At 54.8% G+C, this 12,706-nt stretch carries 17 protein-coding genes; 7 read left to right on the forward strand and 10 right to left on the reverse strand.

Features of this window, described 5'->3' with window-relative positions:
* Window positions 1-27 precede the first annotated feature (27 nt).
* Together yidD and J2X72_RS05815 are read right to left on the reverse strand one after the other, a co-directional pair.
* Window positions 28-393 (reverse strand): membrane protein insertion efficiency factor YidD, encoded by a 366-nt coding sequence (gene yidD / locus J2X72_RS05810; protein WP_310069588.1) that lies wholly within the window; start codon window positions 391-393, stop codon window positions 28-30.
* 5 nt (window positions 394-398) lie between these two features.
* The gene (locus J2X72_RS05815; RefSeq protein WP_210004564.1) at window positions 399-845 is read right to left on the reverse strand and encodes an iron-sulfur cluster assembly scaffold protein; all 447 of its coding nucleotides are present in this window, start codon (window positions 843-845) and stop codon (window positions 399-401) included.
* A 272-nt stretch (window positions 846-1,117) separates the two neighbouring features.
* Between J2X72_RS05815 and folE the strand changes: the two genes are divergently transcribed.
* The 3 genes from folE to J2X72_RS05830 all read left to right on the forward strand — a co-directional run bounded on the left by folE (window position 1,118) and on the right by J2X72_RS05830 (window position 3,479).
* The gene (gene folE / locus J2X72_RS05820) at window positions 1,118-1,744 is read left to right on the forward strand and encodes a GTP cyclohydrolase I FolE (RefSeq protein ID WP_210004562.1); all 627 of its coding nucleotides are present in this window, start codon (window positions 1,118-1,120) and stop codon (window positions 1,742-1,744) included.
* 17 nt (window positions 1,745-1,761) lie between these two features.
* Window positions 1,762-2,184, forward strand: coding sequence for a phosphoribosyl-AMP cyclohydrolase (gene hisI, locus J2X72_RS05825; protein WP_271896460.1), 423 nt, complete (start codon window positions 1,762-1,764; stop codon window positions 2,182-2,184).
* Between the two features lie 326 nt (window positions 2,185-2,510).
* Window positions 2,511-3,479, forward strand: coding sequence for a patatin family protein (locus tag J2X72_RS05830; RefSeq protein WP_210004560.1), 969 nt, complete (start codon window positions 2,511-2,513; stop codon window positions 3,477-3,479).
* 6 nt (window positions 3,480-3,485) lie between these two features.
* Here the strand turns inward: J2X72_RS05830 and J2X72_RS05835 are convergent, their stop codons facing one another.
* Together J2X72_RS05835 and J2X72_RS05840 are read right to left on the reverse strand one after the other, a co-directional pair.
* A complete protein-coding gene (locus J2X72_RS05835; protein ID WP_210004556.1) occupies window positions 3,486-3,917 on the reverse strand; it encodes a CBS domain-containing protein in 432 nt (143 codons plus the stop codon).
* Window positions 3,918-4,027: 110 nt separating this feature from the next.
* Window positions 4,028-4,762: a rhomboid family intramembrane serine protease gene (locus tag J2X72_RS05840; RefSeq protein ID WP_310069597.1), complete on the reverse strand. Its 735-nt coding sequence runs from the start codon at window positions 4,760-4,762 to the stop codon at window positions 4,028-4,030.
* Window positions 4,763-5,331: 569 nt separating this feature from the next.
* Here J2X72_RS05840 and J2X72_RS05845 point away from each other — a divergent pair.
* The 3 genes from J2X72_RS05845 to J2X72_RS05855 all read left to right on the forward strand — a co-directional run bounded on the left by J2X72_RS05845 (window position 5,332) and on the right by J2X72_RS05855 (window position 7,658).
* Entirely contained in the window at window positions 5,332-5,973 is a 642-nt protein-coding gene (locus J2X72_RS05845) for a PAS domain-containing protein (protein ID WP_310069600.1), read from the forward strand.
* Between the two features lie 106 nt (window positions 5,974-6,079).
* A complete protein-coding gene (locus J2X72_RS05850) occupies window positions 6,080-6,688 on the forward strand; it encodes a PilZ domain-containing protein (RefSeq protein WP_310069603.1) in 609 nt (202 codons plus the stop codon).
* A 373-nt stretch (window positions 6,689-7,061) separates the two neighbouring features.
* A complete protein-coding gene (locus J2X72_RS05855) occupies window positions 7,062-7,658 on the forward strand; it encodes a transglutaminase-like cysteine peptidase (RefSeq protein ID WP_405044655.1) in 597 nt (198 codons plus the stop codon).
* 47 nt (window positions 7,659-7,705) lie between these two features.
* Here the strand turns inward: J2X72_RS05855 and J2X72_RS05860 are convergent, their stop codons facing one another.
* Entirely contained in the window at window positions 7,706-8,233 is a 528-nt protein-coding gene (locus tag J2X72_RS05860) for a gamma carbonic anhydrase family protein (RefSeq protein WP_210004543.1), read from the reverse strand.
* Between the two features lie 134 nt (window positions 8,234-8,367).
* On the opposite strand from J2X72_RS05860, the gene J2X72_RS05865 reads away from it, so the two are divergent.
* Window positions 8,368-9,093, forward strand: a complete 726-nt coding sequence (locus J2X72_RS05865; protein ID WP_310069608.1) for a hypothetical protein — start codon at window positions 8,368-8,370, stop codon at window positions 9,091-9,093.
* 27 nt (window positions 9,094-9,120) lie between these two features.
* Here J2X72_RS05865 and J2X72_RS05870 read toward each other — a convergent pair whose 3' ends face one another.
* From J2X72_RS05870 to J2X72_RS05890, 5 genes are all read right to left on the reverse strand, one after another.
* On the reverse strand, window positions 9,121-9,327 hold the full coding sequence (locus J2X72_RS05870; protein WP_099999261.1) for a DUF3126 family protein: 207 nt from the start codon (window positions 9,325-9,327) through the stop codon (window positions 9,121-9,123).
* Between the two features lie 107 nt (window positions 9,328-9,434).
* Complete coding sequence (cysE, locus tag J2X72_RS05875) at window positions 9,435-10,259, reverse strand: serine O-acetyltransferase (RefSeq protein WP_210004540.1); 825 nt, start codon at window positions 10,257-10,259, stop codon at window positions 9,435-9,437.
* 211 nt (window positions 10,260-10,470) lie between these two features.
* Entirely contained in the window at window positions 10,471-11,226 is a 756-nt protein-coding gene (locus J2X72_RS05880) for an alpha/beta hydrolase (RefSeq protein WP_310069621.1), read from the reverse strand.
* Window positions 11,227-11,237: 11 nt separating this feature from the next.
* Window positions 11,238-11,723, reverse strand: a complete 486-nt coding sequence (locus tag J2X72_RS05885; RefSeq protein WP_310069624.1) for a DUF192 domain-containing protein — start codon at window positions 11,721-11,723, stop codon at window positions 11,238-11,240.
* 146 nt (window positions 11,724-11,869) lie between these two features.
* Window positions 11,870-12,451, reverse strand: a complete 582-nt coding sequence (locus J2X72_RS05890) for a cold-shock protein (protein ID WP_210004533.1) — start codon at window positions 12,449-12,451, stop codon at window positions 11,870-11,872.
* Between the last annotated feature and the right edge of the window lie 255 nt (window positions 12,452-12,706).

Genomic DNA, 12,706 nt, shown 5'->3' on the forward strand with positions numbered 1-12,706 from the left:
CCTATATTATCGCCCGAGACTCTAAGTTCAAGACCGAGGGCGATGAAGGCCCCAAAAGCGCCAGGGCATATACCATACGAACCGACCGTCCAGTTCGGTCGGGACCGGATCCAGCCCATATGTGCCGCCCGGCCCGCAGCGTACAAAGCGGAAGAGGCCCATCCAGCCTCCAGACCACAAGCCATACCGGGCGACGGATTCGTAGGTATATTCCGAGCAGGTGGGAATATGGCGGCAGGAATTTCCAATAAAACCGGACAACGTCAGCTGGTAGAGCCTGATCAGCCCTGTTCCCAACAAGCGTCCCGGTGTCTTCCGCCAGGATCCTTGCCAGTTACGCGAATATTTGCTGGCATTCTTCGGCGGATGATCATGTGCCGGTTTTTCACACATGGGTATTAGGCTGCGGCTTCGGCGTTTTTCTTCTCGATCTGGTCAAGGCAATCCACCACTGCGTCAAAGGTCAGCATCGTGGAATTATGGCGCGCTTTGTAGTCGCGCACGGGCTCGAGAAACTTCAGATCTTCGAACCTGCCGTCCGGCGGCGTGCCATTTTCCTTCAGCATCTTGAACATTCTGTCCCTGACGTCGCGCAGCTCCTGTGCCGTCGCGCCGATGACATGCCGCGCCATGATCGACGACGAAGCTTGCCCCAACGCGCAGGCCTTCACATCATGGGCAAAATCCGACACGACGCCATCCTCGACCTTGAGGTCGACGGTAACAGTCGAGCCACAAAGTTTTGAATGAGCGGTGGCCGATGCATCCGGCTCCTCGAGACGCCCGAGCCGCTGGATGTTTCCGGCAAATTCCAGGATACGCGTGTTGTAGACGTCATTGATCATAATGAATGCCTATTTTCCGACACAGTGTTCACCGCAAACGCGTCATTGTGCATCGCTTTGACCCTATGAATTCCGATTTCAATCTCTATATAGTATTTGAGCGCACCAGCACAAAGTCGCATGTATTAAATTTTCGCGATGCGTTATTGTGTTGGTCAGGGCTGGAAACCTCTTCCGGCTCGCCTTCAATACACCGTCCGTTCCGATGGAGCGACTATCGTGTATTGCCGTTTAACTCGTCGCTCCTTTGAGGGCGGCTACGGGAGATCGCGATGGATGCTATAATCAAAGTCCTGCAGTCGGCAGCCGCCAAGCAGGACAATAATCGACGCCCCACCCAGGAAGAAGCCGAAGCAGCCGTTCGTACGCTGCTGCTTTGGGCTGGCGATAATCCGGACCGCGAAGGTCTGCTGGATACGCCGCAACGAGTAGCGAACACATACAAGGAATTGTTCTCGGGTTATGCGCAGGATCCGGCCGACGTGCTTGGCCGTACCTTCGAGGAAGTCGCCGGATACGAGGACATGATCCTCATTCAGGATATTCCGTTCTTCTCGCACTGCGAACATCATATGGTGCCGATCATCGGCAAGGCACATGTGGCTTACCTGCCCGACGGCGAGAAGGTCGTCGGCTTGTCCAAAATCGCCCGCGTGGTCGACATGTTTGCGCATCGCCTGCAGACGCAGGAAAGCATGACAGCGCAGATTGCCAATGCAATCCAGGAGTCACTGCGCCCGCGCGGTGTTGCGGTCATGATCGAGGCGGAACACATGTGCATGGCTATGCGCGGCATTCGCAAAGCCGGTTCGACGACCACCACGACGACCTTTACAGGATCGTTCAAGACTGAAGTCAACGAGCAGGTACGGTTCATGACACTCGTCAGGGGCCGGTAGTTTCCAGAATTGGTATTATGCCGAACGATTTGTTTTCCGCTTCCCTGAGCGACAAACACGACAATGAAGAAGGCGCGGTGTTTGCACCGCGCTTCGATGCGTCCGGATTGGTAACGACGGTCGTTACAGATGCCCGTGACGGTCAACTGCTGATGGTCGCGCACATGAATGCCGATGCGCTGAAATTGACGCTGGAAACCGGCATCGCACATTATTGGTCGCGCTCACGCAAGTCCCTCTGGAAAAAGGGCGAAACATCCGGAAATTTGCAGACGGTAGTCGAAATGCGCACGGACTGCGACCAGGATGCATTGTGGCTGAAAGTAACTGTCGCCGGTGATGGTCCGACCTGCCACACGGGGCGCCGCTCATGCTTTTATCGTCAGATCGTCACGACGAATGGAACATCGTCATTGGTAATGCAGTTAGAGACCAAGTAGAGGCTCTCCCTGGTCATGAACTCACTACAGGATCGATAATGGCGGCTGGAATGGCAAGAAGAGGCGAGGACGTGACATGGATTTCATCGCCTCCACTCCTTCTATCCGAAAAGATGGCCTCACACCATTTCGACCCCATATTGTATTCACGGCCTAGCCATAGGGACAATAGTGGTGAGGAAAACCTCTGTGCCTCGCAACCGCCATCATCGTCTTTTGTAATCCCATTTCATTGGTTGGCTAATGGGTCACAAATCCGCAATATTCATCCTTTGGATACCAATACGAAGGAATAATGAAAGAGCAGTGTTTCAGGAGTATATGTCATGCTCGAATGGGCATCGCGCCGGTTGCGCGCGGCAGAACCGATCGGTATCGATAGCACTCCGGACGTGCCAGTAATCACGCCGGAAGTGCCTCGCAACCGCAAGACGCCCATAGCGCTAGCGCTTGGTGGCGGCGCTGCCCGCGGTTGGGCGCATATCGGCGTACTGCGTGCCCTTGATGAGGCCGGTATCGAAATTTCCATGATTGCCGGAACATCGATTGGCGCCCTTGTTGGCGGTTGCTATCTGGGCGGCAAGCTCGATCAGCTTGAGGACTTTGCCCGCAGCCTGACCAAGCGAGGCCTTTTCAGCCTGCTCGATCTGCGTTTTCGCGGCAACGGCCTTTTCGGCGGCATGAAACTCGATCGCCGCCTGCGCGAACACCTGGAAGAACTCGCTATCGAAGATCTGCCAAAGCGCTTTATTGCCGTCTGCACCGAAATCAATACCGGTCATGAAATCTGGCTGACACGCGGCAGCCTGATAACCGCGATGCGCGCGTCCTATGCCCTTCCCGGCGTGTTCGAACCTGTAGAATGCAACGGCAGGACACTCGTCGATGGTGCGCTTGTAAACCCGGTTCCCGTCGCGGTCTGCCGGTCTTACGAGCATCCGCTAGTTGTCGCCGTGAACCTGCACTATGACCAATTTGGGCGTGCCGCTGTCATCAAACATGCGGCGGAAGCTCCAAATCCTGGTTCAGTCGATGGCGAAGCCGCACGCGCGCATCCATCCTACTCCAAGCGGCTGGGCATCACCGGTGTCATGATGGAATCTTTCAACATAATCCAGGATCGCATTTCACGTGCACGCATGGCAGGCGATCCGCCCGATATCATGTTGATGCCGAAGATCGGTCATGTTGGTCTCGCTGAATTCCATCGTGCCGACGAGGCGATCAAACTCGGTTATGAAGAAACCATGGCGCGCGTCGGCGAACTGGAACGCATGCAAAAACTCGTTTTTTGAACCGCTTCAGGCAGTAGCGATATAACTGCGAATCTCTTCCGATTCGCGCTCCACTTCCTCGATACGAAGTTTGACGACGTCACCGATCGAGACAATTCCGTGCAAATGTCCGTCCTTTTCCACGGGCAGATGGCGAAACCGGCCTTGCGTCATGATTTCCATGACCTGATTGATCGTGTGATTCTCACTGCAGACCTTGACCTTCATGGTCATGCTTTCCGAAATCGGCTTCCATAAGGCATCGGCGCCCTGGGCGGCAATTTGCCTGACAACGTCGCGCTCGGACAAAATGCCCTTGATGGCGTTGTTCCGGTCACAAACGACAATTGCACCGATCTTGTGCTTTGCGAGGATCGTAATTGCATCGCCGAGCGTCGTCTCCGGCGGCGTGCTGAATACGTCATAGCCTTTTCGTTCAAGAATCAGTTTGACAGTCATGTACATCCTCCTTGCACATTGGCTTCTCGATCACCGTTTCATCCCCCGGATACATCCGATGATCTAGTTGATGGTGCGCGTATGCGCTGCCTATTGCAACTATTTTGCAATTATACCATCAATTCCGGATCCATTCGACCATTGTCACGCCTGTCGAACAGGGAAATGCCCAGGAAGCCGATAAGGAAGCCGCCAATATGGGCTTCCCAGGCAATTGTCGCAGAACTATCGACGCCGACGGAGAGCATCCCGGTGAGAATATTGGTGACAAACCACACACCGAGGAAGGTCAGGACGGTTCGCATGCGAAGCGCAACCCCGATGGGCAGGATATCGCCGACAAAGGCCGCCGAATTGCGCAAGGGCGAGCGGCGGAAACCGAAGCGCGCCGCCGCGCCCATCATGCCGGAGATTGCGCCGGAGGCCCCCACCAAAGGTGCTATACTGTCTGGATAGACAGCAAAATGCGTCATCACGGCAGCGATCGACGTCGTGATCCAGAACAGCGTCGTCCGCAACGGACCAATCCGCGCCGCCAATGGTGACCCGAAGGCAGCCAGCCAGATCATGTTGAGCGCTATATGGGCGATGCTCCCATGCATCAGTGAGTAGGTCACGGTTGTCAGCCAGGCGGCTGGTGACGTGAACCCGCCATACTCAGAAAAACGGGCTGGAATGAAAGCAAAATTCAAAAGAAATTCATTGTTCTGCTCATCGCTCAGGACATAGGTTTCCAGAACGAAGACGATGCCGCATAGACCCATGATGGCCAATATGACACCCGGAATATTGAAGATCGGCTCGCCCCTTGTGGACCGGTTCCGGATATCCGCTGGATCGTTCATTCTTGTTCATGGCCTTTGTTGCTCATGACGAACGCTATCTGGTTCGGGTCTCGGGTGCAAAGCCCCATGAACAGAAAAAAGACCGCACAGTGGGTCTGGGCGGCCTCGAATTTCAGGATAGTTCATCATGCAAACTCTAGGTCGTAAACTCATAAATCTGGTAGAAATGGCGCCTGAAACGGCAAGAAGATGCGAGGAGAAGCGTGACGGGCGGGGTCTTTCCCCCGGCCGAGCGGTTCGACACTGCAGCTTGCAGCCGTTTCGGCGTCCGGAGGATATGGGCCATCTTCCCGGCAACAGCGTCGCAAGGGACTTGAAAATGGATAAACATTTCCATCGCCCTTGCTCCTCGTATGCGAAAAGATGGCCTCATACCATTTCCATCAGATTTATGAGTTCACGACCTAGTGCAAGCACCTTGTCACAGCGCGGCTCACGGCTCAATCGAAACCACTTGTTAACCTTAATCGGGTGCCGCGGTGGAGACTACGCCATCTTTGGTGGCGCCGGCAGTTTGTCAGTGACAGAGTCCGAATGACAAGAAGAATCGCGTTGAGCGCCGAAAGCAGATGAACCCTATGCGGCATGATGGAACAAGCGAGCTTTTTGCCTATTGGAACAGGCTGCGTGGCGCCCGCGCCGCGCCGGAGCGCCGGGAGATAGCCCCCGCTTCGATCAGGAAATATCTCGCCGATACCTTCATCTTGCAGGCAATCGGACCGGGCGAGCCGCGGTTCCGTCTCGCCGGAACCCGCATATGCTCGGTCTATGGCCGGGAATTGAGGGGCGCGTTATTTGGCGCACTCTGGCAGATTAAGGACCGAAGCAATATCGCACGCCTCATCAAGAACAGTATGACGAACAAGTCGGTCGTTCAGTTGACTTACGAAGGTAAGAGTACCCGTGGCCGCCGGGCTCTGTTCGAATTGATTCTTTTGCCACTCGCCAGCGAGGCCAATGAACGGCATCTCATGGGGATGATCAGCTCCCTCGGCAGGCCCTTCTGGCTCGAATCCGACCTTATCGTCGAAAACCGCCTCCAATCGATTTCAATTATCGACCCACGTTACCCGGCACGCACTTTGCCCGGTGATACTATTCTACCAGGTCAGGAGACTATGGCATCCACAACCCTGCCCGCCACACGGACGATCATCAGCCGCAAGGTCGGGCATCTGCTCGTCTTCGAGGGCGGAAAAACCACCGGCTAGGTTAGCAATTTCTAAGCAACGGCCGTCATCGTTACCTTCGCGTTAAGACTTGTGACGTAATCTTTCAGCATCAGACACTGTCGATTCCCATATCTGGACAGCCTTCATGCAAATATACCGTGACGTTTCGAGCACCAATCCTGCCGCCGCGGGCAAGTACTATAGTGTGAAAGTGCAACTATATGGTCGCTTTATGCTTCAGGATCGCACCGAGCATGTCTGCCAGATCGATGAAATGTCGCCCGGCGATGTCATCATCACTACGGATGTGATGGCGAACAATGGCGAGCGGGTTGTTGCCTACATTGACCATATCGGCCGCGTTGAAGGTACTATCGAGCGCATGGTCAATGGCGGGTTCCAAGTTTCGCTGACCGCATCAGACCGCAAGAAGAACAAGATTGCCGCGCAACTGACTTGGCTCGCCAATAAGCACGAACTGGACATGCCGGAAGACCGGCGTCACCAGCGCGTTGCGCCGCGTAATCCCATTACGACGCTGTCGATGGCCGATGGCAGGCAATATCCTTGCCGTATCCTCGACCTCTCCATATCGGGAGCTGCCGTTGAATTGCGCATGCGCCCAGCCCTGAACAGCCAAGTTATTCTCGGTTCCATGCGCGGGCGTGTCGTGCGTCATTTCGAAGAAGGCATCGCAATCGAATTCGCGACGGTGCAAAGCCGCGAAGCGATCGATATCGCCTTCGAGGGGTAAAACCCTCTGCTTCCTCAATAAATTTCTCCCAACCCGCCGCAATCGGCTGCATTCCGTCGTGATTTTTTTCACGTCCCGGATATTTTTTTGACGAAATTGCCGCAGAATTTCGGCAAGGCACCGCCTATCCGCAATCAGGCATTAAACGATCATAAAGCAATGAATAGTCGCATCAATGAATACTTAATTGTGTTCTACTTACAGAATTGCATTATATCTCTTATTTAAATAAAATAGTAATATATATTAATACCAAGTTATAGTCTAATTAGTTTATTTTTTGCTACTAACTTGATTCATATTTACTCGTCGACATTTCCGCTCGGTCAAACTCTCTCTGCCATTGTCGCCTCAACCGGGGAGACGACGGGAAATGATAAAAAATACAATCTTGCTTGGAGCGGCGTTCTTTTTGATGTGCATGACCGCACAAGCCGATTCGAGCATGGCATTCATGAAGACAGGCGGGCGTACGTCTCAGCCAATCGGACATTACGAATTTTGCCAATCCTACAGAAACGAATGCAGTATAAAGAGCAGCGATAACAGCCCTGCTCACTTAACGCCCGCGATCTGGAACCTCATGGTCCAGATCAACAGCCAGGTGAATGCACAGATCCAGCCCGCGACGGATATGGACATCTGGGGCAAGGCGGAAGTCTGGTCATATCCGACGACCGTCGGCGATTGCGAAGACTACGTTCTTCTCAAGCGAAAGCTGCTGAACGAGAGCGGCGTGCCGATCAGTGATCTCCTTATTACTGTCGTTCGCCAGATGAATGGGGAAGGTCATGCGGTTCTCACCGTTCGCACCGATCGCGGCGACTACATTCTCGACAACCTTGAATTGCGCATAAAGCCGTGGAACGAGACCAACTACGACTACTTGAAGCGTCAGGCCTCAAATAACACCGGCGCGTGGGTCTCGATCAACGACGACCGCCAGCTCTTGGTCGGCAGTATCAAATAGGGACGTCGATACCCAAAACCGGCCCGCATCGGGCCGGCTTTTTGCTGTCAGTCTATCTCCAGGCCCCGCATGAAGCGTCTGCCATTTTCGACATAATGAGCAGCCGAAAGCCTGAGACCCTCGATCGCTGCATCGTCCAGCGTCCGAATGACTCGCGCCGGTGAACCGACAATCAATGAATTGTCCGGAAACTCCTTGCGCTCGGTCACGAGTGCGCCTGCCCCGACAAACGAATTCCTGCCAATTTTGGCGCCATTCAAGACAATGGCGCCAATGCCGACCAGCGAATTGTCGCCAATGGTACAGCCATGCAGCATGGCGCGGTGGCCAATCGTGCAGCCCTCGCCAACTGTCAGCGGATAGCCCATATCCGTGTGCATGGCGGTATGTTCTTGAACATTGGTGTCCCGACCGATGCGAATCAACTCGTTGTCGCCGCGCAGCACAACGCCGAACCAGATATTGGCGTTTTCACCCAGGAACACCTTGCCGACAATGGTAGCGTCCGGCGCTATCCAATTGGACGCCCGGCGCTCAAATTCCGGTGAGTGCCCATCAAGTATGAAAATCGGCATAGCTTCTCCTGGATTCGCATGCAAGCTTAGCGAAGGGCGGAAGGCTTGGCGAGGCCACCTTCACTTTGGATTAACCATAAATCAGCACATGTCGCGTTAAGTTGAGTGCACTCAACACGGTTGGTCCGCAAGTCATGCAGTATCGAGCACAGAGAATCGAGCCGATTTTTGGCCGGGCATTCCTGCGGCGCGTCTTTTATCCCATTGCAGCGCTCGCACTCCTATCGCTGTTTTTGGCCATCGCCGGCCATTATCTCGGCCACACGATCTCGCTTGGCGGCCATACGGAAGACACAACGCCTCGGGAGATCGTCATTGGCAACAACGTGCTTGAGCTTCCGGCAAACATGATCCGCTTCGACAAGCAGCGCCGAAACGGAGAGGCCGAACGCGTTGATCTCTATCTGCATTGGCCGGATTTGCTCGGATACCAGCCGGCTTTCCTGTCGGATTTCAACGGAGCGGGGCCGGAAAAGCGTCTGTTATTCCTAACCTTCGAGCCGCGCGCTACCACGCAGGATATGTCTGGGCGATACGGTCCGATCTATAGCACGCTGACCGAGGGTCCCGGCTCGAAGGGTCCGGCTGGATTAACAGTACAGAAGTTTCGAGCCGACAGCGGCTTTGTAAACGAGGAACTGACGGTTTCGAGGGAATATGCAGGACAGATGCCGTTCGTTGCCCGCTGTCTTGACGAGGAAACCTCGAAAACCAACCTTGCATCGTGCCAGCGGGATATATTCCTTGGTGATGATTTGCAGCTAACCTACCGCTTTCCAAGGGAAATGCTTGAAGACTGGCAAAAGCTGGATCAACAAATGCGAACATTTGCCGAAGCCCATATCAAAGGGCAGAAGTGACGCTAGAGCGTCACTCGATCTTGAGACTTAGAGATCCATCTCGAGGATCGCCATCGAGAAATTGTAGGAGAGTTCACCCTCGTCTTCATCCTTGTAGATCAAACCAAGAAATTCGTCGCCGAGATAGAGTTCGGCGGAATCATCCTTGCGGGGACGAGCCTTTACCGTGAGCTCCGTATTTCTGAATGTCCGCTTGAAATAGCTGTCGAGTTTCTTCAGTTCTTCGGGTTTCACGGAGGTCTCCTGTCATATGAATTCAGGCGCTTTTGGCATGCGGGAGTCGCCCCTGTAAAGGGTTGATTGCGACTGCCGTGGAGCGCGGAGACCTGTGAAGCCGCGATTCAATCGAAATTTGTGACCAGCTGGTCCATGGCGCGGGAGGGCTCGGCACAGCCAGTCTCACCTACGATACGTGCGGGAACGCCGGCAACCGTGACATTATGCGGAACAGGTTTTAGCACGACCGAGCCCGAAGCTACTTTCGAGCAGTGGCCAATTTCAATATTACCGAGAATATTGGCTCCAGCGCCGATAAGCACGCCACGACGGATTTTTGGATGCCGGTCGCCGGTTTCCTTGCCCGTACCGCCAAGCGTGACGCCCTGAAGGATCGAGACGTTGTCTTCGATAACCGCGGTCATTCCGACGACGATGCCCGTCGCGTGATCGAAGAACACTCCCTGGCCCATGGGAACCTGCGGGTGGATATCGGTCTGGAAAACCGAAGACGAACGGCTTTGCAGGTAGAGCGCAAAATCCTTCCGCCCTTCCTTCCATAGCCAATGGGCAAGCCGATGCGTCTGGATTGCCTGGAAACCCTTGAAATAAAGCACGGGTTCGATGAAACGGTCGCAGGCCGGGTCACGATCGTAGACGGCCTGGATATCGACCCGCAGGGTCTGCGACCAGGACGGAGTTGCCTCGACCATCGCCGTAAAGGTCTGCCGCAGCAATTCCGATTCCACATCAGGGTGGTCTAGCCGCTGGGAAATGCGATGGATGACCGCTTCTTCAAGCGATTGATGGTTGAGAATTGTCGTATAGAGGAACGTCGCCAAAAGCGGTTCGTTACGGATAGCCTCGTCGGCTTCGGCGCGGATTGCGAGCCAGATCGGGTCCATCTGCTTGACCGATCCGGTCATCTTTATCGGACTGCTTGCGGACATTTCCTACTCCAGGCATTTGGCCAACAATATTTCTCAAACAACGACCATAAGACAAAATTGGTTGCTTGACACGTTGATTTCCAGACCAATAGCGCAAGAAATTTTGAACCTGCGATTGATTTGGCTGATGTCAGGCCACGCCATTCCAAGATTGCCATAGCTTATGCGGCCTTGTCTCGCAAGGAACGAGCGTCCGGAAGCTCCCGCTTCGTCAAATGCGATGGCGTTTCAGGAAGTCCAGAACGGCCTGTTTGAACACCTTGTCACCGACCGCGAGCATATGGTCCCGGCCAGGAATATCGATCGCCTCACCATGGGGCAGGAGCGCCGCAAGATCCTGCGGATTTCCGCCAATATCGTCTTTGGTGCCGACAGCGACGAGCGTTGGCTGGGTAATCCGGGCCATGTTTTCCGCGCTGATTTCTTCCTTGGAGGTGATAACGCAGGCAGCCAACGCGATTTTGTCGCTCTTGGTCTTGTCGGCAAACATCCGGAACATTTTTCCGCGCGGATGCGTAATGCCCTCCGGGTCGGCGGACATAAGCGCTTCAGCGATAGGCGACCAGTCTCCGGCACCTTCGACCATGCCGAGGCCGAGACCGCCAAAAACAAGATCATGCACGCGAGCGGGATGTTCGAGCGCCAGGAATGCACTGATGCGTGCGCCCATGGAATACCCCATGACATGCGCCGTCGGAATGCCAAGATGATCCAGCAATGCGGCAGCGTCCCCCGCCATAAGCGTCGGCGTATAGACGGCCTTGTCGTGCGGCTTGTCCGATTGGCCGTGACCGCGATTGTCAATTGCGATAGCGCGATAACCGGCAGACGTCAGGGTTTGTATCCAGCCGGGTTGAACCCAATTGTAGAACGAGGACGAGGCAAAGCCATGAATGAGCAGGACCGGCTCGCCCTCGCCCTCATCCAGATAAGCAAGCTTCAGTCCGTCATTGTCGAAAAACTGCATTGTTGGATCCGTTAGTGCGCAATCGCCTCGATAGCGGGATGCCGCACCTTGTCGCCAATTGTCAAGCCAAGACGTTTCGCGGTGCCGGCTTTGACCTCGACAACGAAACGCACGGGGCCGCCCGACGAAATGATCGAGCGGGAGAATGGCACGGCATTTTCGCGAATGGCGGAAATACGGCCATTATCGTCCAGAAAGAGCATGTCTAGCGCGGAGGGCGTGTTCTCCATCCACATGGTTACAAGACGGGTATCGTCGAAAACAAACAGCATGGCGCTGTTGTCTTTCAGATCAGTACGGAACATCAAACCGCGCTCGCGCTCTTCGTCGGTATCGGCGATTTCTGCCTGGAACGGAATGTCGCCCTTGGCACTATTGATCGTCAGCGCCGTGTGATCGATGGGCAGATGCATCGGCGTCTGATCGAGCGCCAGAGCAGGAATCCCTGAAAAAAGCAGACAAACAACCACGGCGAAAACTGATTTCAGGCGATACATCAATTGCTCCAGGGTGCGTTGAGATTCGCCGATCATGACCAGGCGAAACGGCGATTTCGAGAACCGGAGCGGAGCGTACTTGAAGTCCGTGAGCACCGGAAGCAAAGAAATGCGCCGTGGAGACCGTCGTGGCCCGAATGTCAACCCTAGTGGGAAGACGGCAGCTGGGTACCGATGTCAGGATGAATTTCCGAAGCCATCAGGCCCTTCTCGCCGTGGCCGAAGCGGATCAAGACGACCTGGCCTGGACGCAGTTCGGTCAAACCGAAATGCCGAAGCGTTTCCATGTGAATGAAAATATCCTCGGTCCCCTCGCCGCGGGTCAGGAAGCCAAAGCCCTTCGTACGGTTGAACCACTTGACCAGGACACGCTCAAGTCCGCTAGAGGGTGTTACCGTCACGTGCGTGCGGACGGGTGGCATTTCGGTCGGATGAACAGCGGTCGCGTTGTCCATGGACTTGACGCGGAAGCACTGCATGCCGCGCTCGCCCTGCTTGACTTCGCAAACGACACGGGCCCCTTCCAGAGCCGTCTGGAAGCCGTCCCGGCGCAGGCAGGTAACATGGAGAAGGATGTCAGGCAGATCAGAATTGTCGGGAACGATGAACCCGTATCCCTTGGCCACGTCAAACCATTTTATTGCGCCCGAAACTTCGATAAGGTCCAAACCGTCGCTTACGCCTTCGTCGGCGGGGGACGGCCGGGCTGATACTGTTCGGTCAGACATGAAGCGAAGCCCCTCCTCTCCAGCGAGGTACTGATTCTCTGCTTGAAGAATAACACCTGTCCAACGCCGAAGAGCAAGTATCATCTGCATGTTTTGTTGAAAACCACACGCGAAACGCGTGTTTATCCTCAACGATGTTGCTCTCGGCTACATCACAAGTTTGTGGAGCTAAACAGGAAGTGTTACGAAAACTGGACGGCGTTCAATCCGTGCAACATTGCCGGTTGCCGCCGACTTTCAACCCCATGAAAGAAA

Source organism: Phyllobacterium sp. 1468 (assembly GCF_031455525.1).
Lineage (GTDB): Bacteria > Pseudomonadota > Alphaproteobacteria > Rhizobiales > Rhizobiaceae > Phyllobacterium.